The sequence below is a fragment of the Alteromonas sp. ALT199 genome (genome assembly GCF_018619335.1).
GTDB lineage: Bacteria > Pseudomonadota > Gammaproteobacteria > Enterobacterales > Alteromonadaceae > Alteromonas.
The window spans coordinates 81907-102389 of record NZ_JAHHDX010000084.1 but is presented as its reverse complement, the minus strand read 5'-3'; the positions used below and the strand labels follow the sequence as shown (position 1 = coordinate 102389).

The window sequence follows — 20483 nt, the reverse complement described above, 5'->3', positions numbered from 1 at the left end:
ATATAATCCTCAAATGGTGTGAATTATATTCATGGTGTTGCGAGTGTTAGAAAACAGGCAATTTGAAAAGCTAGATTTGAACTTACTCAAGGTTTTCGAAGCACTCTGGCAGCATAGAAACATGACCCGCGTGGCCGAAGCGCTGCACATTACGCCGTCGGCAGTAAGTCATGCCATGCGTAGATTTCGAGATATTTTAGGCGACCCGCTTTTTGTAAAAGAAAAACAAAGCATGTTGCCTACCGCTGCCTGTGAACGGTTAGCGCCCGCTATCTTAAAAGCCCTGGGTGATATTCGAAAGGCATTAGGCGAGTTTACCAATTTTGACCCGCTACACAGTCACCAGCGCTTTGTTGTTGCCATGCAGGAGTCGTTAGAGTTAGGTGTGTTACCTGTATTGTTATCTACGTTAGAAAAACAAGCGCCCAATATCGAAATAGTAAGTACCCGCTTACATCGCGATACCATGTTGGCAGACCTATCAAATCGAAATCTTCATTTAGTTATTGATATTGGTCGTGCCGTTGCCGCGCCTATTTCACATTCGCTGTTACGTCGCGATACTTACAAAGTGCTTATGAATAAGCAAAACTCTCTGGCAAAGAATTTAGATAAGAAAAAGTATGTAACGGCCCGTCATATTACGGTGTCTAATCGTGCTAAAGGTGCGTCGGTGGAAGAAATTGCGCTGCAACAGCTAGGCGTAAGTCGGCCCTCTTTGTGGCGCTGCCAGAACTATCGCGCTGCGGCAGATGTGGTGGCAAATACTGAGGCGCTATTAACTTTGCCGGGTTCGGTGGCCGATGCAGTAAGCGACGATAACTTGATCAGCACTAAACTCCCTTATCAAATACCCGCACTGGAAACACACCTTTACTGGCATAGCCAACAAGAAGGCGAGCCAGGATTGATGTGGCTACGGGATTTGATGCTACACTTGTTTGCTGAATCTGGTCATACCAGATAGGTTTTGATAAGGTTTATACCACTCGTCGCTGGGGAAAGGCGAATACCAGCAAAGTGTTTGTGCATTGTGGTGCTTCGCGACTTTATAGTAAAAGGCTGTGATGGTTTTGAAAGTGGGTAGAAGTAAGTGCGCGTGCTTCTTACGAAGTACTTTTAGCAAGCGCTGCAGGTTCGGGTGAAAAGGAAGTAGTAATGAAAATTCACACATTATCAGGCTACATACAGCATATTTATCTTGTTGAAGACAACAGTGGCTTGCTGTTGCTTGATGGCTGTAGTCGAGCCGACGTAGACAATGTGTGTCAGTACATCACGCAAACCCTTGGCCGCCCGTTAACAGACCTAAAGCTTATCGCCGTTACCCACATGCACCCCGATCATGCTGGTGGCGCCATTGAATTGCGTAAGCGCACAGGGGCACAGGTGGCCTCTCACCCCAAAGCTATCAACTGGTATGCAGGCTTCGCTGGGCGTACCGCTCACTGTATTGATTTGCTGTTAACCTGGTGGGTGGCAAACCGTATCGGCAAACCAAAAATGCCCATTTGGTACAACCCGATTTTAGCGCCAGATATCACGCTTGCCGACAATCAGCTTTTGCCGGGTTTTCCCGATTGGCAGGTAATGTACACGCCAGGCCATACCGATCATGACTTAACGCTTCAGCACATACCTACGCAGCAGGCTTACATTGCCGATGTTTTGGTTCAGGTGAAAGGTGAGCTAGTACCACCGTATCCTTTGTGTCACCCAAACCAATATCGCGAAAGCTTAAAAAAGCTAGCTCAGTCACAAATTGATACATTCTTTTGCGCGCACGTGCCGCCAACTAAAAAGTCGGATATTGATTTTGAGCACGTTATCGAGAACGCACCTCGCAAACCTAAGAACCACTGGCACTCCAGTAAAAACCGTATAAAGAAGAAGCTTTTTAATCAAACTCGTGAACATTAATTATCAGGCTGTAGATAGCGCGGCTTGTTTTGCTAAACGGTGTGTTTAAATGGCACTGCCCTTGCTTTTCCCCTACGAAACCGCATTACTCTTATATCGCTAACGCTATGCTAAAGTGAGGGCAATGAAGTGAAAACTGCTCTCGCGGCACCTTATCTTCATGGTAATAGGTTCAAAGGTATAGGTTTAAAGCTATAGGAGCTGCAAAGGCAGAACACAAAACAATAATGCAGAAAAACATCGCTACACTTTTTGACAAAACTCGGGCTATGGCGTCGCTAACTGGCGACAAACTTAGCAGTGCGTTTAACAAAGAAACGCACCGCTTCACTATTACCGGGCTAAGTCGAAGTGGTAAATCTATGCTGTTCACCAGCCTTATCACCATGCTGAAAAGCCGAAGTGAAGAGGGCTATGCCTGTCTACCGTTGCTGCGATATTTACCACCTTCCCAGGTGCTTGATATGCGCATAGCGCCCATTGAAGGCTATAAACCCTTTCCGCATTTGCAGAATATTGCTGATCTTGAAAACGGCCAGTGGCCTAAGGCTACTGAAGAAGCGTTTGGCTTTAAGTTAGTGGTACGTTTAAAAGAAACCGCTTCACTTAAGCGTCATGTTTTGCCCCATAGCGAAGTTGTGTTTGAATTCATTGACTATCCTGGCGAGTGGGTTACCGATATTCCCATGTTAAGTAAAACCTATGCTCATTGGTCAGACTCTGCATGGGCGCAGCTTAGCAGCGGGCCGCAGCAATACTTTGCAAGCCAGTGGAAAGCTTTTGTTAATCAGTTTGATTTTGAACAAGAGCCCACGGAACAGCGCATTCAGCTGCTTGTTAACGCCTACCGTGATTATTTGGTTGAGGCTAAAGCTAACGGCATATCCTTGCTTCAGCCGGGCAGTTTTTTATTGGAGTCGAGCGATTTTGATTGGCAGGCTTTTGGCTTTACGCCGCTGCCTTCTAGCATTACCAGCGACGTGTCGCACCCGTGGTTTAAAATATTTGATAAGCATTTTTCGAAGTTTCAAAGTGCTTGGCTAACACCTTTAAAGCAGTCCATTTTCAAAGAAACCGATAAGCAAATTATTCTTGTGGATTTGTTTGAAGGGCTTAACCACAGCAGACAGCATTTGTATCAGTTAAAAGAAACGTTAAGTCACTTGGCCGATACTTTTGTGTACGGTCAAAGTACTTGGTTTTCCCGCAATATATTGAAAAAAGAACAGATAGGAAAAGTGGCGTTTGTTGCCACTAAGTCTGACTTAGTGCCGGTAAATCAGCGCGTAAACTTACTTAACTTGCTCACCCAAATTACAGAGGGAGCCAGAGCACGGTTCGATGGAAAACCTATTCAGTTTGAACACTTTTTGGTGTCTAGCATGCAAGTCACTGACGACGGCAGTAACCCAGACGCTATTCGTTACAAAGATACCGATGGCCGTTATGTAGAATCTACGTTTGAACCCATACCCCGTACATTAAAAGATATGGAAGAGGGCAGTCACTTCCCGGTACCTAATGTAAGTGTGCCGAGTGATTTCAAAGCGCGTATTTTAGCGGGCAAGGGCGTAGACAGATTGCTTCAGTTTTTACTGGGCAAAGGAGAGCAAGAATGAGCGATAAACCTTATACATTTGACGAAAGCCCAGAGCCGCCTCGCTCGTCCGATATTAGCAACTCGCCCAATATCAGAAGCGAAGCGCTTTATGGCGCAAATAGCGATCAGCAAGATGAAGCAAACCCGAAATCTCAAACAGCATCTCAGGGCGAGCAAAATAGTAGTGAAGTAAACAAGCCGCAGTACAAAACCAAAGTGAAAACGCAAACTTTAGATATCGCGCAGCCTGAAACCAAGCTTCCACAGCAAGTCACCGAAGACGTCTGGGAAGTAGAAGCGAAAAAAGGTGGCTTTTCGTTAGGTGCAGCAACCTTGGGTTTTGGTGTTGTTTCGTTAATTGGCTTTTTTGTATTTGAAGCCTACACCACCCTTGCCGCGAACGCTTCTGAGCATCCCATTGGAACAGGCGTTTTAGGTGCGCTGCTGGTGGGGTTTGTTAGCTGTTTTAGCTTTCTAAGCTTTAAAGAGTGGCGTGGCTATAAGCAAGTAAACACAGCGATGGAAGATGCCAGCGTTATTCGAGATTTGCTGGCTAATAAAGGAAGTGAAACATCGCCGCAACAAATAGACCCGTGTTAAATCAGCACGGCAAACGCTTTTCTCGAAGCTCTTACGCGGCGCATTGTTTTGACCGCTACAAACAGCAGCTTCAAGATGACATGACGGGGCCTGAGCGACTTGGCCTTTACGAAGATACGGTATTGAAGCCAGTGCAGGAAAAAGCACATAAGGTGTTAAATAAAGAATCGGTAACCGCAGGAAGCCTGGCATTTATTAGCCCTAACAACCTTATTCAAACCTCTGCCGTAGTATGGATTAGTTTTCGCACCATTCGCCGCATGGCGCGAGTATACGGGTTAAGGCCAAGCACAGCGGGAAACTGGAAACTGCTAAAAGTATTGGCGCAAAACATTGCAGCGCAGGGCGTATTCGACTTAGCTACCGACGAAGTGGCTAATCAAATTGGCGGTAGCTTGTCAGCCAAGTTTATGGAAAACTCGGCTGAAGCCATTGCCGCAGGTGCGCTTAACGCTCGCTTAGGAAGAGCGCTAATCAAGCTGCTTAAATAGCGCTTCTAGCTACGCTACATTTTGAAGCTGTTTTTTATGCTTATTTAGGAAAATCTGCCTCTTACAAGGTAGCGTAATCAACTCGAGCATTAAAAGTGAGGTTTCCCGAGGCGGCCCCGCGAGAAAGGCTGTTACAGGGCTTTTTTGGTGGGCATAACCACGTTAGCAAAGATAAGCCCAGCCACTAGCGACATAAAGATCAGAAACACTTCTTGGCCCAAATGATCGGCTTTTACAAAGTCTTGGCCGGTCATAAACGAATTCAAGCCAATATAGGTTTTAGACCCAGGCACCAGTACGATAAGCCCGTGCATAGCCACAATAGTCGCAGGCTGATTGGCAATGCGCGTAAACGCGTTAGCAAAAATACCTAATGCAAACGCACCTACGAATGCACCTAGCCCGGGGCTCATGTAATCAGAGCTCCACGCCGTTGCGCTATAGGCAATAAATGCAGCTGCCAGTGCCCACGGGATGTGTTTAATACGGGTTCTAAATATCGCAACAAGCGCAATACAAAGTAAAAACACAGCAAGCCAAGTTGCCCAGTAAGGCAACGATTCAGCCGGGGTATACACGTTTTCACCAAATACGCTAAAGCCTACCGAAACACCCAAAAACGCACCGAAATACAGTTTGAATAACTGCATAATGGCGTCCATAGTGCGGGCTGTGCCCGACACCATGTTACGGGAAGATAGTTCCGCTAAGCCCATCGTCAGCGCAAGCCCAGGCACAAATACAATGACCGATGAAAGCACAACCAAGGGAATGTTAATTCCCGGGTCAACATACTGGCTTATGGCGCAGGTTAAAATGCCGCCTACGAATGCCGTAACAGGTTCTAGCATTAGGTTTACGCGCTTCGAGCGCTCTGCCCATAAGGTCCACAGGTAGGCTATAATGCCCAGTGCCGCAGACCAGCCAATTTCGCTCCAGCTTGCACCCATTAGCATAGCGAATGCGCCCGTGGCCATGGCAAACGCCGTTCCGGTAGATAATTTGCCGTAGGGGCTGCCCATCGCATCTATTTCATTTAGACGCTTATCGGCTTCAGTTAGCGAAAGGTTTCCCGATAATAGCTCGCTAGCTAATTCGTCGGTTAGCGACAGCGCGTTCATATCTAAATCGCCTGGCTGTAATCGCGCCGAGTGGTTGTATTCGTCTTCGTGACGGTCGCTCCAGATTACAAAAGTGAGCGAGGTTGGAGTAGAGATAAAAGAAGCATGTACGCCTAAATACTCTGCCACGTCGCCAAGGTAGGCCTCTAGCCGAAATGCAGGCGTACCGTATTTGTGAAGCATTTTTCCAAGCTTCACAATAAATTTTCGAATTTGAATAAATTCAAAAGTATCCAACGCCAATTCCTTAACTTCTGATAAATGTAATATGGGATAAATAAGACGAAAAAGCCAGACGCTTAAAAATAGCGTCTGGCTAAAATTTGGGCGGATTCTACGGAGGGTTTTACGGGAAAGCAAAACAAATTTTTTATTTATTTTGCCTTAAAAAAACTAATGTTTGATGGGCTATAAATCAGCGCTTTAATCATGCCTTGAGCGTTAGTAGGCATCCAGTGTAGTAAGCCTAAACACGTACTTCAAAGGGCATCCAATCCTTCCAAACAGGCTCTAGCCCTTTCCTTGCAATCGCGTTTACCACTTCTGGCACCGAGCGACTGTCATCAATATCAAACTGATTTAGTGCCTGTGAAGGTTCACTGTAACCGCCGGGCTGAGTTTGTGACGCAGCGCTCATCGATGTGATACCGAGCGGCATTACGCCGTCTCTAAACGCAGCCGACTCGCGGGTAGACAGGGATAACTCCGCTTGCGGGTTGAACAAGCGGTGGGCGCAAATTAACTGCAACAGGTCTCGCTCATTTGGCAGCTTGCTGTTGGTGAGCGCATTCCCGCCAGTGCTATTACCTTCGCAGCTTCTAAGACGCGGAAAAGCAATAGATACACGGCTTTGCCAATAATGTTGCTGGATTAATTTGCCGTGAAGGGCGGTCATAGCACTATCAACTCTCCAGTCACCTAAACCAAGTAGCGCACCTATACCTATTTTATCTATACCGGCTTGCCCTATGCGGTCGCTGGCTTCTAATCGCCATAAAAAATCCTGCTTTTTACCTCGGGTATGGTAGCTGGCGTATTGCTGGGGCGAATAAGTTTCTTGATACACTAAAACAGCATCTAACCCTTGGTGCTTTAGGGTTTCGTATTGCTCTTTTTTTAATGGCTGCACCTCCATCATGATGTAGCTTACCTTGTCGCGAATGGCGCTGAGGGTTTGCTCAAAATAGTCCATGCCCACCTTAGTTTCGTGTTCGCCTGTTACCAGCAACACCTGAGAAAAGCCCATGTCTTTAATAGCTTCGATTTCGGTAAGTACTTCACTTATAGATAGGGTCTTGCGCTTTATTTTGTTACTCATGGTAAAGCCGCAATAGGTACATTCGTTGGCACACAGGTTCGATAAGTACAAAGGCACAAATAGCTGCATGGTATTGCCGAACCGGTGGCGGGTGAGTGCTTGCGCGCGACTTGCCATTGCTTCCAAGTAATGTGAGCCAGCAGGTGAGATAAGCGCCATAAAGTCATCTAACGAAGGTGTATTAGCGTTTAACGCTCGCTCTACATCGCTCGCGGTTTTACTGTTAATTGACATAGCTAGATGAGCTAAGTCTTGCTGCATTAGCGCCCGTGCTACCTTCATACCGCTGGCTCCAAAAAGGCAGTAAGCGGGCTAGAGGGCTGCGCCAAATCAGATGTTGCCCCAAGCCCTGCTTCAAATGCTTTTCGGCCTGTTTCCACAGCATTTGCAAAGGCCTCTGCCATAGCAACAGGGTTTTGGGCGGTGGCGATGGCGGTATTTACCAGTACTGCATCTACGCCCATTTCCATAGCTGCCATGGCTTCACTAGGCTTGCCGATACCTGCATCTACAATGACCGGAATAGAGGCTTGATCAACAATAATTTGCAAGAAAGGCTTAGTTTGTAAGCCCTGATTGCTACCTATGGGGGCACCTAACGGCATAACAGCGGAGCAGCCGACTTCTTCTAGGCGTTTACACAAAACGGGGTCTGCGCCACAGTAAGGCAGTACGTTAAACCCTTTTTTTACTAGTGCTTCAGCGGCCTGAAGGGTTTCTATGGGGTCGGGCAGCAAATAGCGCTGGTCAGGGTGAATTTCCAACTTTATCCATGGGCTACCAAGCGCTTCATAAGAAAGTTCTGCTGCAAATATAGCTTCTTGCGCATTTTTAGCCCCCGATGTGTTAGGCAGCAGGGTAACCCCTAACTCTCGAAGCGCCGTTAACGTTTCATCTTGCGCGCTATTACTTGCCACGCGCTTCATTGCTAAGGTAACAATGTTACTTTGTGCAGCGGCCACTGCGTCTTTCATAGTGGCGGCGTTGCTGAACTTTCCTGTACCGGTTAAAAGGCGTGATGAAAAAGTGTGGTTTGCAAGCGTTAGCATATTAGCCTCCTGCAACTAGGGTGAAGATATCAACGGTGTCGTTGTCTTTAAGGTAAGTGGTCGACCATTCTTTTTTACTCACTATGGCGGCATTTTTAGCAATGGCGGCACCGTCGTCATTCAGTTGTTTGAGGGCGATTAACTCGCTAAGTGAGATGGGCGAGATAACGTCCATAGGTTGATTATTTACGTTTACTTTAATTTGTGTCATTGCAAACCTCACAAGTAGAAGAGGGGGGTAATGCAAAGCTTTGTAGGGAACCTAAGCCAGCATTCCCGGTTAGGTAGTGGCCCCATTTAATGTCGGCCTTAAACCCTTTTGCTAAAAACAACAAAGCTTGTGTTGCCTGATGGCACGCTGCCATACCAACTACGGGGCCAAGTACGCCTTTGCTCAGGCAGTCTTCGCGTACGGCTATGTTATTCACTAGGCACTCGTAACAACCACAGGTCGCTGAGTTTTGAGGCAAGTTCAGCGCTTGCCAGGTGAGCCCGCTTGCCGCCGCTATAAAAAGTGGAATCGATGCGCGATAGGTCGCCGCATTTATCTGCCGTCTTACCGTAATATTGTCAGTGCAATCGAGTACACAGGTGGCTGATGAAATTAAGGTTGGTAAGTTATTACTATCAGCAAACTTGCTTTTAAACTGGATGTTTAAATCAGAGTTAACTTTACGAAGTTCGTTATATAGCGACTTGGCTTTAAGCTCGCCTAAGTGCATTTCGTTGTAGCTAACTTGGCGCTGCAAATTACTGATGTCGACAGTATCGCCGTCTATCAAAGTAATATTACCAACACCTGCGCCAGCTAAATATCGGGCTGTTAAGCTTCCTAGGCCGCCCAGCCCCACAATAACGGCATGGGCGTTCGCTAGATTAAGCTGACCGTCGTGGTCAATACAGTCGAGTAAAAGCTGCCTGCTGTAACGCTGTATATCTTGGTGCGAAAGTTGGGGGCTAAAGCCGCTAGCGTTATTACGTGGGCCATTAGCGGTATTAACAGAGCCATTAGCGTAATTAAATGGGCGATTAGCTGTATGATGTACAGATTGACTAGGCAAAACCCGCCTCCTGCGCCAGCGCTTGGTAAGCTTTCAGAGGTTGTTCCGCACGTGTAATGGCACTGACCACGGCAATACCGTCAACGCCGGTTTTAGCAACGTCACCTATGCGCGATAAGTTAATACCTCCAATGGCGACGGTGGGTATGCCTTCACACAGCTTCACATACTTTGCCAAGCGCTCTATACCTTGGGGTTTAGACGGCATGTCTTTGGTATTGGTTGGAAATATATGACCAAGAGCAATATAAGACGGGGTCAGTGCGCGAACGCGCTGAATTTCAGCGAATCCATGGGTTGAAATACCCAACCTTAGCCCTGCGCTTCGAATGGCGTTTAAATCGGCGGCATCGAGATCTTCTTGGCCTAGATGTACGCCATAAGCCCCAAGCTCTATGGCTAACTCCCAATAGTCGTTAATAAATAACTGACAGTTGGTGTGCGCTACTAACTCAATAGCATCTTTTATCTGCTGGCGAATTTCTTGTTGTGAGCCTTCTTTTACCCTAAGTTGAATGATTTTTACGCCCGTCGGCCAAAGCCGCGCTATCCACTCAACGCTGTCTACCACGGGGTAAATGCCTAGGTTCGTATAAGTGAGTGTAGGGAAGCGGGCTATATTACCTTGCTCACTTTCTGAGGGGGGGACGCTGTTCGATAAATTCTCTAGGCATAAATCTTTATTGTAAAAAACAGTGCCACCTTGGTGAAAATTTACCTTTGGAAAACTTGCAGCGCGCGAGGGGAAACCGTTAGACCGCGGGAAGTACGTGGGTAAACTATCCCCATGATTATGCGCCTTAGCGCTGTCCGTATCAGGCTCGCAAAGGGTACTTCGCCTTACTTCACACACATAGGCATTCGCTAGGGTTAGTGCATCTTCAATGCAATAGTCGTGAACGATAAATGCCGCAATCGCACTTGCTAGCATGCATCCCGTACCCCGAAGTTTGCCGTTATTGACCTTCGGCTGACAAAAATGAAGAGTGTGTGAGGCACAGACAAAGGTGTCATATGCCTGTGCTTGCCATTCGGCGTGGCCGCCTTTTACGTAAACACTCTTTGCCCCTTTTCCAATAAGCCGATTAATTGCCGAAGCTAGGCTTGTATCATCATTCACCGGTAAGTTAGACAGCCAGGCAAGCTCGTCGATATTTGGGGTAACCAAATCTACCGTGTTTAACAGCTCGTCGATGACGCTTTCACTTAAGTCGGTTAACACGCCTCCAGATGAAGACGACAGTACAGGGTCCCATATCACAAAGGGGCGAGGCTTTATTAACGACTGAATACGTGCGCATAGCAACAGCGCTTGTTCATCGTTTGCTATGGCGCCAATCTTAATAGCGCGTGGTGGTGTATCTTCGTATAGCACCTGCCATTGCTGGTTTAACGCAGATGCACTCACGCTTTCTTTATTCAGCAACTGCAGGTTTGATTGCACGGTAAGCTGAGTGGTTAGCACGCAGGCATGAACGTTTAAATCGGCAAGCGTAATGGCGTCGCGGGTTATTCCCGCGCCACCACTTGAGTCAACGCCGCCTACACACCATATCACTGGCAGCCTTGCACAAGGTAGCTGTGAAATGGATGTGTTTTGGTGGCTGTTTGTCATGGCAACTCTACCTTGCTATCTGCACTGTGATAAAGCTGAGCACCCGACTGATTAAACGCATCAGCCATGTCTTTCATGCCTTTTTCTTTCTCAAACTCTTGTTGCTCTGCTTGTTTAGCGACATCGCGCACCTCTTGAGAAATTTTCATGCTGCAAAATTTGGGGCCGCACATAGAGCAAAAGTGCGCAACTTTACCAGAGGCCTGAGGCAAGGTTTCATCGTGATAAGCACGAGCAGTGTGGGGGTCTAGGGCTAAATTGAACTGATCTTCCCACCTAAACTCAAAGCGCGCTTTCGACATGGCATTGTCACGAATTTGTGCGCCGGGGTGGCCTTTCGCCAAGTCGGCAGCATGAGCCGCTATTTTGTAGGTAATAAGCCCCTGCTTAACGTCTTCTTTGTTAGGCAACCCTAAATGTTCTTTAGGCGTTACATAGCACAGCATTGCGCAACCGAACCAACCAATCATGGCGGCGCCAATGCCTGATGTGAAGTGATCGTAGCCAGGTGCAATATCTGTGGTAAGTGGGCCAAGCGTGTAGAACGGCGCTTCGTGACAGTGTTTAAGCTGCTCTTCCATGTTCTCTTTAATCATGTGCATTGGCACATGCCCTGGGCCTTCAATCATTACTTGAACATCGTATTCCCAGGCGATTTTCGTTAGCTCTCCAAGAGTGCGTAGTTCTGAGAACTGCGCATCGTCGTTAGCATCTGCCACGCTACCCGGGCGCAAGCCATCACCTAGCGACAGCGCTACATCGTATTTCGCACAAATTTCGCAAATATCGTGGAAGTGCTCGTATAAGAAGCTTTGCTGGTGGTGGCTTAAACACCACTTCGCCATTATCGAACCGCCCCGCGACACAATGCCAGTTACCCGTTTTGCGGTAAGGTGAACGTACTCAAGCAAAACGCCTGCGTGAATGGTGAAGTAATCCACACCTTGCTCAGCTTGCTCGATAAGCGTGTCTTTAAACATCTCCCAAGTTAAGTCTTCGGCTACACCGTTTACTTTTTCTAGCGCTTGATAAATAGGCACGGTACCAAGAGGAACTGGGCTGTTACGTAGCAGCCACTCGCGTGTTTCGTGAATATTTCTGCCGGTAGACAAGTCCATGATGGTGTCGGCGCCCCAGCGCGTAGACCACACTAGCTTTTCTACTTCTTCTTCTATTGATGAGGTTACTGCAGAATTACCAATATTCGCGTTTATTTTCACCAGGAAGTTACGGCCTATAATCATTGGCTCTAGTTCGGGGTGATTAATGTTACATGGAATGATGGCGCGGCCTGCGGCTACTTCCTGGCGTACAAATTCAGGCGTAATGGTATCGGGTAAATTCGCGCCAAAGTGCTCGCCTTTGTGCTGTTGCGTAAGCTCGGCATCTTTAATGGCTTGACGGCCCATGTTTTCACGAATGGCAATGTATTCCATTTCAGGGGTAATAATGCCCTTTCTTGCGTAATGAAGCTGCGTTACGTTTTTGTCTGCTTTCGCCTTTAGTGGTTTGCGGCTTCGAATAAAGCGAAAATCTTCGGTAAAAATGTCGTTTTCGCGCTCTTTTGCAAAGCTTGATGAAACGCCTTCTAACGCGAAAGTATCGCTGCGTTCTTCAATCCACTTTTGTCTAAGTGGTGCTAAACCCGTGTGTACATCTATGTTTTCTTGCGGGTCTCCGTAGGGACCCGAGGTGTCGTACACAGGAATCGGTGGGTTGGGCTCTAAGATAGGGTTTTCTTCGGTGCCACCGACTAAGCTGTCGTGCTGGTGGATAAGGCGCATGGCCACGCGAATGTCGTCGCGGCTACCACACTCGTAGTGGCGTGTTGAATTAGGGTAAGCTTCGCCCGCTAGTTCATTTATGAATTGCTGAGCTTGTTGGCGTTGTTCGCGTCTGTTCGACATAGCATTTTACCTTGTAAAAATAGGTTCTAAAAATGCTTGTCAGGAGTGAAGGAGAATACAGTGTGTAAGTGTTAAGAGGGGTAAACCTCTACTGTAGCAAGGTTGAAAGTAAAGATGCTAAGAATGAGCCCGTTACCTTTTACTGTTGTTTGCTCTTAAGGTCTTAAGCTCTTTACTTTGAGTTGCAAATGGCATCGTTGGAATTTGATGCTTTATCTCAAAGTGAACGCTTGGTGCCAGTTATAAAAGTGACAAACAAACCACTCAGTAATCTAACCTTGCTTCACAATGCCAAACTGTTGCTTAACATCGTGCACATTGTATTTTCTTGTTCCCTTCGCAGGTACTAGCCTGATCAGGTTCTACGGATCCCACTTTCGCGGTCTCAGCTTACTGGGTTACCAGTGAAGCACTCCGACAAGTTGTTTGCGTCGATACAGGCCGTTTATTTTTGAAACAGCCCGAATCGAGAATTCCCTTTTACTATATCTTCAACTTTACGTGAAATACAAGTACTACCAGAAAGCTAAACGAATATTCATTTAGCTAGCTAGTTGTTGACCTTCTTTGTAAAGCTGAAGGGCGGTGGCTGTGTCATGCTTGCGCTCACTAATGGCAGATAGCAGCAATAAATCTTCTTTACGCGACTGCATTTTAGTGGCTTTAAGCAAGGCTTTCTCAGCTAACACATCATCGCCAGAGTTAAACGCCACTTGGCCTAGCGTGGAATAAAGCTCAACGTTTTCTTCGTCCTGTTTTATCCAGCTTTCAAGTAAACGTAATGATGGCGATGCATCAGGAATATTAAGCTGCATGAAAAACGGGAATAGGGCGCTGTTCGGTCCACGTTTTTGCCATTCAACTAACAAATCCTGAGCGTCGGCATGCATGCCTTGGTCAAGTAGCTGTTGAACGTAAGCGGCGCGATAAGCGTCGTCGTGACGCAGCTTACGGGGCAGGGTGTCCCAATACGATTTAAGCTCAACGGCACCTTGCTTACTGGCAATTTCTGCAAACTTACCCTTAGCAATACGCTGGCTCCACGCGGTGTAGTCAGCTTTAGGCAAGGCTTTACGCCAGCCTGATAAATTCTCTTGAAGCACCTGCCACTTACCTAGCTTGGCAAGAATTTGTGCTTTCAATTGCACAACTTGCTTGTTCTCACGGTCTTGTTCGTCTAGCTCGTTAAGCTTTTCTAACGCCGCATCAAACTTTTCTTCAGCTACATCAATGCGTGCATGCATTACTGTTGCGGCTACTTTTGCTTTCGGAAAGTCAGTGGCTTGAACCAGAAAATAACGGGCTTTGGATAGGTCGTCGTTGGCAAACGCAATTTGCGCTGAGGCCAAATAGTTTACGCCTTCAAAATCACCATTGGTGGTTTTGCCTAGTGCTTTTTGCGCCGAATCAAAATCACCTGCGGCCATGGCGTGCAAGCCATCGTAAAATGCGCGCTTGCGCTTACGCTCACCTAAGGTGCCAAACCATTTATGTGAGCCTGTAATTAAGCTTAACGCCCACAGAACAAAACGAGATAACACATACCAGGCAATGACGGCACCTATGACCAAAATACAAAAGCTGATCACGGTCATTTCAATAGCTGTACTTCCTAAGGAAATAAGTACGTAACCTTTATCGCCAAGTATCATTGGACCAACAATAAGCGCAACAACGAATGCGGCTAATACCGCAAGGGCAATAGCTAACCATTTCATAGTGCACTTGCTCCTTGACCAAACGCCTGCTTAACACGGCTATCCAGTAAACGCTCTAGCGGTTTTTGTGACGCTAGCTCTGTAGGAATTGGGCGTGATACATCAGTAGCAATCAGGTTTTGAAGTGCATCAACAAAGCCGGTTACCTGGCTCTTCTCAGTATCATATTTTTCAATAAGCAGCGTTTGCGCATACTGAAGCGATTGGCTGTAAAGCCCGGCATCGCCCTGAAGCGCTGCGGTTTGTGCGTGCATAAGCTGTAGGCGAAGCTGCTCTTTTGCCAGGAACTGCGCTTCTAATGAAAGTACTGGCTCTACAGGACCTTCAATGGTTTTAACCGTAAGAAAATCATTCACCAACGAACGCCACACCTTCGCAAGGTTTTCCTGCCAGTCGTCAGCCGACTCTGACAAGGTGGTGTCTTCTGCGTTAGCATCTTCTGGTTTTTCGAATGTATCAAGAGGAAGCTTGTCGATTTGCGCAATCATGCCGGTAAGCGCAAGTGCTACCGAGCTTTGCGAGACAGGATTTAGCTGTTGTAGTGTTTGAATATCTTCAGCTAGGTTAGCGCGAACAGGTAGCACAGAAGGGTCGGCCAAAGACTTTAAACGCTTGTCTGCGTTAACGAGTAGTAAAATGGCGGTACGTACATCGTTTTCTAACCATAGTTTTCTGCCCGCCATACGAACTAAATAGTCGGCTTCAGCAATTAGCCAATCTGCCGGACGGCGGCCTTCCATATTATTAAGCTGCTGAAGTGTAGACTCAGCCTGTAAGCTAAGTTTTTCGTTCTCAGCTTTAAGCTCACCAACCGTGCTTTGTAGAGCTTTATTCGTTCGCGACACGGCTTCTAGCGACGCTAGAATGTCGCTACGTTCTCGTTCGATATTGTTTAACTTTGCGGTGTTGCTTTGCTGTGCATTGGCGGAGTCTGTGCTAGCCGACTGCTGCTGCATGTAATACCAATAGCCTGCGCCAGCCATGCCTATCACTACCAAGAATAAGATGATAACGACGAACCACAACAGGCCATTGCCTGATGATTTCTTTTTCTTAGCGCCAGATTCAGTCGATTCACTCTGCGTGGCAGAAGACTCAATTACTTCTTTTTCAGCTTCCACTTTTACGAGTTCCTCTTTTTGTGGGCTATTTTCATTATTGTTGGCCATTCAATACTCCCAGTTATCCTTTACCCAGGCGATGAGTGCCTGATCGGTGGCTCGCTGACAAACCGCTACCTCTTCAACACCTTTGCTGTTAAGGGTTTGGGCGACTCGGTCACTCACTGTTAACCATTTAAAGGCTAACAAAGCGTTACCGAATTCTTCTATCAGTTGCAGTGCCATTGCTTCGCTTGTTGCGATAATGCCGCTAACTTCGCCCATTTTCCACCGTTTTGTGTAAACTGGGCGCGTAAGTTGCTCTCTTTTATAAACGCAAAAGCTATTCACTAAAATACCTTTTTCGTCTAATCCTTTAGCTATGGCGTCTCGCCCACCTTCACCTTTAATAATAACGACATGCTGACAGTTTGCCTCATTAAGTTGGTGCATTGCCAGTATACCTTCGGATGTATGGACCTTTGGAGTAACCACGTTGGCCGAAGAAAACGTTTCAAGGCCAGCCTGCAACTTGCGCGCAGTGGCATCGCCAACGGCAATAATCAAAGGGAGTGGGGTGGCAGTGTTACGCAGCCCCGAAATAACACTATTCACAGCGTATACGCTGGTAACAATAATTGCGTTTACTGTATTTGAAGCTAAATACTCTTCAGAGGCTTTTCGTTCAGATGGAATATCAATAATGTCAGAGGTGGCTACGCCTACCGCATTAATGCCCGCTTGTTCGAAAGCCGAAGCACTCGCTTTTAATTTTGGCAGTGGACGCGTGAACAGAAGCATTTTATCGAACTCTCATCCTTTTAAGTTTGTTGCGCATTCCTATGTGCCTAGAAATGCGCGCTTCTACTGAATATAACTTAGTTATAAAGTGCTTTAAGGATTTCTCCGGCACCTTGCTCTAAAAGCGCGTCAGCCACTTCGACGCCGATGTCTGCGGCTTTTTCACGCGACGCGGTAGCCGACGCAAACAGCAGTTCAGTACCATCTGGTTTTCCAACCATACCGGTTAAAGTAAGTACGTCGCCATCAAGGGTTGCAAAACTACCGATAGGTACTTGGCAGCCGCCTTCCAATCTTTCATTCATGGCGCGCTCTGCGGTAACACGGGTGTTGGTATCTGTATGATTCAACGCTTGTAGTAAGTTAATCAGTTCTTCGTCGTCGTTACGGCATTCAATACCTACCGCGCCTTGGCCTACAGCCGGCAGCGAAATATCAGCAGGCAACGGCATACGAATACGAGATTCCATTTCAAGGCGAATAAGACCTGCAGAAGCTAGGATAATGGCGTCGTATTCGCCCGCATCTAGCTTTGCTAATCGCGTGTTCACATTACCGCGTAAATCTTTAATGATGAGATCTGGGCGATACTTGCGAATTTGGCATTGTCTGCGAAGGCTAGATGTGCCCACTACTGCGCCTTGTGGTAACGCATCTAGGCTATCGTGATCGTTAGAGACAAATGCGTCAAACGGATTTTCGCGTTCACAAATAGCGTGCAAACCAAAACCTTCAGGAAACGCTACGGGCACGTCTTTCATTGAGTGCACTGCAATATCAGCACGGCCTTCCAACATAGCTATTTCAAGTTCTTTAATGAACAGGCCTTTGCCGCCAATTTTGGCCAGTGGCGTATCTAAAATTTTGTCGCCCTGAGTGCTCATTGGTACAAGCTCAACGGTCATCGATGGATAGTGCTCCATTAATTTTGCCTTCACATACTCTGCTTGCCAAAGCGCTAGCGCGCTTTTTCTGGTAGCAATTCGAACGGTGCGGGTAGTGTTGAGGTAACTCATGGCTATTCCAAACTCTGTAAAAAATAAACTTAAACGCTGTAACTCTGCGTTATACGAGATGCTTTGTAGTATACGCATTTTCTGCGTTAATGTTTGAAATTAGACGCAGTTTTCTACTTGGTTTTTGCGTGGATATACGTCTATGCTGTAGTTGGACAAAGTGTCTGCTTATAAATTTGGGGAGTAGAGTTGTTAGTATGGACAACACGCCAATTGGACAGTTACTAAGAAACGCGCAACAAGACGAAGCTGAAGTAAAAAGACGCAAACTTACGTTGTATTTCATTTCCTATGTTGGTGGCACCATAATCGCGTTTATGGCGTGGCTTAATTTTGGCACCAATAACCCATTATTGGTTAGCGTATTAGCTACATCTGCCACCGTTATTTACCTTAACGTTGCGCTCTCACATATTTTCCCAAAAAGTGATGTGTTTTATTATTTCGCAGGGCTTATTGTTCTTTTCACCATCAATGCTCTGGTATATACCGGAGGGCTAAATAACACAGGCTTGTACTTCATATTTCCGCTACTTTTTATTCAAATAATTGTGGTGCGATTTAAGCCCGCTATGCTTTACGTTGCTGTCACCATAGGGCTGTCTATTTATATGCTCTATAACCAAGACATTATTGTTGCTAAATACCCCGATGAGCATGTTTCACGGTTTTTGATTGCTACGTTCTGTTTCATTTGCGTTGCCTTTATTGGCGAAAATTTCTGGCACAAAAGTCGAAAAGAAATGCTGCGTGAAAACTTAGAGCGTATGAGACAGGCTAATACAGACCCACTCACCAAATTACCCAATAGACGTTTTTTAGAAACCGTCTTTTTTGAACGGGCCATGAAAGATCCTGGCGCCTATTTCCCTCTAACCGCAGTGGTTGTCGATATAGACCACTTCAAAAAGATTAATGACACCTATGGGCATGATATCGGTGATGAGGTGCTAATCCACTTCACGAACATCATCAAAGGCGCTGTTAGAGCATCTGACATCGTTGCGCGTACCGGCGGTGAAGAGTTTTTAGTACTCTTTCCTGTAGCGCCTTTGAGCCAAGGCGTAAAACTTGCGGAAAAGATGAGAAAGGTTGTTGAAGAAAGCCCATTTATAGAAGGGGATATCAATCACAATATTACAGCCAGCTTTGGCGTGGCAACCGCGCTTACCGACGACAAACTGCACGCTAGCTTGAAACAAGCCGACGACAATCTTTATAAAGCGAAAAATGGTGGCAGAAACCGCGTCGCTGAATAGCGCGATGTTTGAAATATATTGCTCTGACTTTTAGTTACAAAGCATAAGTGCAACGCGTGAATGTAACGATAATAGTCGGATAACTGCTGGACCCAGTGTGATAACTAGCGCTGTAGCTATCACACTGGATAATGCATTGTAAAACTTAGTTTAAAGTCTGTTGAAGCCAAGCACTAATGTCGTTAAGTTCTTGCATACATACGTTGTGCTGCATTGTGTAAGTCTGCCACGTAGCGTTAAAGCCACTTTCGCTTAGCGTTTTAAACGCCGCATTGCCCATGAATACGGGTACCACTTCATCTTGTTCACCGTGTGCCATCATTATAGGCGTTTCACGGTTTGTGTCTGTTGCCTCACTTGCAAGTAGCGATGGCTCACACATATAGGTTGATAGTGCGATAACGCCAGCAAGCTTACGGGCATATCGAGGTGCTAGGTGAAGTGCAATCACACCGCCTTGAGAAAACCCTGCAAGCACTATGCGTTTACTGGGAATACCACTTTCAATTTGCGCTTCAATAAGTGCTTCTACCTGCGCAGCAGACTCTTTCACACCGTCTAAATCTGCACGGCTTTCAAAATCCAATGATTTGATGTCGTACCATGCACGCATGCGCATTCCACCGTTAATGGTGACGGGGCGTTCAGGAGCATGAGGGAATAGAAATTTAACGGCCATCGATTCAGGAAGCTTTAATTCAGGCACGATAGGCGCAAAACCGTGGCCAGAATCACCTAGACCATGAAGCCAGATAACGCAGGCATCAGACGTAGTGGATGGGTTTATCTCTACGCACGGCAGAAGTTGCTGAGTCATTCTTTGTTTCCTAGTGTTATTATTGCTTCATTACCAAAGGTCATCCTTACTCAAAGGCAATCTTTGTCTTTTCCAAAAAAAACGTGGGGTCAGAGTACTTTTTCTACCACCATCATTCTTAGAAAATTATTATTGTTATTCATTTTGCTAACACCGGTCTGCGACTAAAGAGTATGCACCATCAATGGATAAACCAGATAATCGCAGTTACAGCGCAATGGCTTCATATGCTATCATTGCCACTTGAAATAACCACATTTTGATAGAATTTTAATATCCTATGGCTTCACTACTTGGCAATTTATTTATTCTTGCAGCTCCGTCTGGTGCTGGAAAATCAAGCCTTATCAAGGCGCTAATGGAAAAGTACGAAGGTAATGAAACTTCGCCTATGCAGGTGTCTGTGTCTCATACCACGCGTCAACCGCGTCCGGGTGAAGTAGACGGTGTACATTACCATTTTGTAAGCCGAGAACAGTTTGAAGCGCTTATCGAACAGGGCGTATTTTTTGAATATGCTGAAGTGTTTGGCAATTATTACGGCACATCCCGCGTGACTATCGAGCAGACACTTTACCGTGGTATTGATGTTTTCTTAGATATCGATTGGCAGGGTGCTCGCCAAGTTAAAAAACTCATGCCAGATACTTGTGGCATTTTTATTCTTCCACCATCACTTGATGTATTAGAACAACGCTTAAACAACCGCGGCCAAGACAGTGAAGAAGTAATTGCAGGGCGCATGGCACAAGCCGTATCAGAGATGTCTCATTTTAGTGAATTCGAAAGTGTGATCGTTAACGACGATTTCGCAACAGCGCTAAACGATTTGGAAGCGATAGTAACAGCTCAGCGCCTTCGCACAGCTAAACAACAGATGCGTCATCAAGTGTTATTGGACGAATTGCTTGGTAGCGCGTAAGCTTACCTACACAAACTAGCAATTTTGTTTGTCGGCAGTTGAACCGTGCTCAATCACTACGATCTGACTGCTTCAAATTCAAACAAAATGCTAGGATCGCGCAGTGTATATGTGTATACTACGCGGCCGTTTTTTGAATAACTTGCTCAACCTAATTTTCGGAGAAAT

The 20483-nt window shown here is 46.4% G+C and carries 17 protein-coding genes, 1 pseudogene and 1 riboswitch; of the genes and pseudogenes, 6 read left to right on the top strand and 12 right to left on the bottom strand.

Features of this window, described 5'->3' with window-relative positions; all coding sequences use genetic code 11:
- Positions 1 to 31: 31 nt before the first annotated feature.
- The 4 genes and pseudogenes from KL866_RS08670 to KL866_RS20625 all read left to right on the top strand — a co-directional run bounded on the left by KL866_RS08670 (position 32) and on the right by KL866_RS20625 (position 4611).
- On the top strand, positions 32 to 967 hold the full coding sequence (locus KL866_RS08670; RefSeq protein WP_214994643.1) for a LysR family transcriptional regulator: 936 nt from the start codon (positions 32 to 34) through the stop codon (positions 965 to 967).
- A 191-nt stretch (positions 968 to 1158) separates the two neighbouring features.
- On the top strand, positions 1159 to 1920 hold the full coding sequence (locus KL866_RS08665) for an MBL fold metallo-hydrolase (RefSeq protein WP_214994642.1): 762 nt from the start codon (positions 1159 to 1161) through the stop codon (positions 1918 to 1920).
- Between the two features lie 227 nt (positions 1921 to 2147).
- A complete protein-coding gene (locus KL866_RS08660; protein WP_214994634.1) occupies positions 2148 to 3539 on the top strand; it encodes a YcjX family protein in 1392 nt (463 codons plus the stop codon).
- Positions 3536 to 4611 (top strand): annotated as a pseudogene (locus KL866_RS20625) (DUF697 domain-containing protein). Before KL866_RS08660 ends, KL866_RS20625 begins: the two are co-directional and overlap by 4 nt.
- 131 nt (positions 4612 to 4742) lie before the next feature.
- Here KL866_RS20625 and KL866_RS08650 read toward each other — a convergent pair.
- The 11 genes from KL866_RS08650 to hemC form a co-directional block, all read right to left on the bottom strand.
- Positions 4743 to 5969 carry a threonine/serine exporter ThrE family protein gene (locus tag KL866_RS08650; protein WP_025257027.1) on the bottom strand — a complete coding sequence of 409 codons (1227 nt, stop codon included), beginning with the start codon at positions 5967 to 5969 and terminating at the stop codon, positions 4743 to 4745.
- Positions 5970 to 6198: 229 nt separating this feature from the next.
- Positions 6199 to 7332, bottom strand: coding sequence for a 2-iminoacetate synthase ThiH (thiH, locus tag KL866_RS08645; RefSeq protein WP_214994632.1), 1134 nt, complete (start codon positions 7330 to 7332; stop codon positions 6199 to 6201).
- The gene (locus tag KL866_RS08640) at positions 7329 to 8099 is read right to left on the bottom strand and encodes a thiazole synthase (RefSeq protein ID WP_214994629.1); all 771 of its coding nucleotides are present in this window, start codon (positions 8097 to 8099) and stop codon (positions 7329 to 7331) included. Before KL866_RS08640 ends, thiH begins: the two co-directional genes overlap by 4 nt.
- 1 nt (position 8100) lies before the next feature.
- On the bottom strand, positions 8101 to 8310 hold the full coding sequence (thiS, locus tag KL866_RS08635; protein ID WP_214994628.1) for a sulfur carrier protein ThiS: 210 nt from the start codon (positions 8308 to 8310) through the stop codon (positions 8101 to 8103).
- The gene (locus tag KL866_RS08630; protein WP_214994714.1) at positions 8297 to 9034 is read right to left on the bottom strand and encodes a HesA/MoeB/ThiF family protein; all 738 of its coding nucleotides are present in this window, start codon (positions 9032 to 9034) and stop codon (positions 8297 to 8299) included. Before KL866_RS08630 ends, thiS begins: the two co-directional genes overlap by 14 nt.
- A gap of 118 nt (positions 9035 to 9152) precedes the next feature.
- Positions 9153 to 10775: a thiamine phosphate synthase gene (gene thiE, locus KL866_RS08625; RefSeq protein ID WP_025257022.1), complete on the bottom strand. Its 1623-nt coding sequence runs from the start codon at positions 10773 to 10775 to the stop codon at positions 9153 to 9155.
- Entirely contained in the window at positions 10772 to 12682 is a 1911-nt protein-coding gene (gene thiC / locus KL866_RS08620; RefSeq protein WP_251139921.1) for a phosphomethylpyrimidine synthase ThiC, read from the bottom strand. The genes thiE and thiC overlap by 4 nt, the downstream gene beginning before the upstream one ends.
- Positions 12683 to 12997: 315 nt before the next feature.
- Positions 12998 to 13109: riboswitch (TPP riboswitch) on the bottom strand.
- Between the two features lie 115 nt (positions 13110 to 13224).
- Positions 13225 to 14400 carry a heme biosynthesis HemY N-terminal domain-containing protein gene (locus KL866_RS08615; RefSeq protein ID WP_214994627.1) on the bottom strand — a complete coding sequence of 392 codons (1176 nt, stop codon included), beginning with the start codon at positions 14398 to 14400 and terminating at the stop codon, positions 13225 to 13227.
- A complete protein-coding gene (locus KL866_RS08610) occupies positions 14397 to 15569 on the bottom strand; it encodes a uroporphyrinogen-III C-methyltransferase (protein WP_214994625.1) in 1173 nt (390 codons plus the stop codon). Before KL866_RS08610 ends, KL866_RS08615 begins: the two co-directional genes overlap by 4 nt.
- Positions 15570 to 16301 (bottom strand): uroporphyrinogen-III synthase, encoded by a 732-nt coding sequence (locus KL866_RS08605; RefSeq protein WP_025257018.1) that lies wholly within the window; start codon positions 16299 to 16301, stop codon positions 15570 to 15572. It abuts the gene before it with no gap.
- 77 nt (positions 16302 to 16378) lie between these two features.
- The gene (gene hemC, locus KL866_RS08600) at positions 16379 to 17317 is read right to left on the bottom strand and encodes a hydroxymethylbilane synthase (RefSeq protein ID WP_118495330.1); all 939 of its coding nucleotides are present in this window, start codon (positions 17315 to 17317) and stop codon (positions 16379 to 16381) included.
- A gap of 197 nt (positions 17318 to 17514) precedes the next feature.
- Here hemC and KL866_RS08595 point away from each other — a divergent pair, with 197 nt between their 5' ends.
- The gene (locus KL866_RS08595; protein WP_214994618.1) at positions 17515 to 18576 is read left to right on the top strand and encodes a GGDEF domain-containing protein; all 1062 of its coding nucleotides are present in this window, start codon (positions 17515 to 17517) and stop codon (positions 18574 to 18576) included.
- Between the two features lie 145 nt (positions 18577 to 18721).
- Here KL866_RS08595 and KL866_RS08585 read toward each other — a convergent pair whose 3' ends face one another.
- Positions 18722 to 19393, bottom strand: coding sequence for an alpha/beta hydrolase (locus KL866_RS08585; protein ID WP_025257015.1), 672 nt, complete (start codon positions 19391 to 19393; stop codon positions 18722 to 18724).
- A gap of 280 nt (positions 19394 to 19673) precedes the next feature.
- Here KL866_RS08585 and gmk point away from each other — a divergent pair, with 280 nt between their 5' ends.
- On the top strand, positions 19674 to 20315 hold the full coding sequence (gene gmk, locus KL866_RS08580) for a guanylate kinase (RefSeq protein WP_025257014.1): 642 nt from the start codon (positions 19674 to 19676) through the stop codon (positions 20313 to 20315).
- The last annotated feature ends 168 nt before the right edge of the window (positions 20316 to 20483 follow it).

Coding starts and splice junctions, on each gene's coding strand:
- KL866_RS08670 (WP_214994643.1), top strand. CDS start 32: ATGGTGTTGCGAGTGTTAGAAAACAGGCAATTTGAAAAGCTAGATTTG.
- KL866_RS08665 (WP_214994642.1), top strand. CDS start 1,159: ATGAAAATTCACACATTATCAGGCTACATACAGCATATTTATCTTGTT.
- KL866_RS08660 (WP_214994634.1), top strand. CDS start 2,148: ATGCAGAAAAACATCGCTACACTTTTTGACAAAACTCGGGCTATGGCG.
- thiH (WP_214994632.1), bottom strand. CDS start 7,332: ATGAAGGTAGCACGGGCGCTAATGCAGCAAGACTTAGCTCATCTAGCT.
- KL866_RS08640 (WP_214994629.1), bottom strand. CDS start 8,099: ATGCTAACGCTTGCAAACCACACTTTTTCATCACGCCTTTTAACCGGT.
- thiS (WP_214994628.1), bottom strand. CDS start 8,310: ATGACACAAATTAAAGTAAACGTAAATAATCAACCTATGGACGTTATC.
- thiE (WP_025257022.1), bottom strand. CDS start 10,775: ATGACAAACAGCCACCAAAACACATCCATTTCACAGCTACCTTGTGCA.
- thiC (WP_251139921.1), bottom strand. CDS start 12,682: ATGTCGAACAGACGCGAACAACGCCAACAAGCTCAGCAATTCATAAAT.
- KL866_RS08615 (WP_214994627.1), bottom strand. CDS start 14,400: ATGAAATGGTTAGCTATTGCCCTTGCGGTATTAGCCGCATTCGTTGTT.
- KL866_RS08610 (WP_214994625.1), bottom strand. CDS start 15,569: ATGGCCAACAATAATGAAAATAGCCCACAAAAAGAGGAACTCGTAAAA.
- KL866_RS08605 (WP_025257018.1), bottom strand. CDS start 16,301: ATGCTTCTGTTCACGCGTCCACTGCCAAAATTAAAAGCGAGTGCTTCG.
- hemC (WP_118495330.1), bottom strand. CDS start 17,317: ATGAGTTACCTCAACACTACCCGCACCGTTCGAATTGCTACCAGAAAA.
- KL866_RS08595 (WP_214994618.1), top strand. CDS start 17,515: ATGGACAACACGCCAATTGGACAGTTACTAAGAAACGCGCAACAAGAC.
- KL866_RS08585 (WP_025257015.1), bottom strand. CDS start 19,393: ATGACTCAGCAACTTCTGCCGTGCGTAGAGATAAACCCATCCACTACG.
- gmk (WP_025257014.1), top strand. CDS start 19,674: ATGGCTTCACTACTTGGCAATTTATTTATTCTTGCAGCTCCGTCTGGT.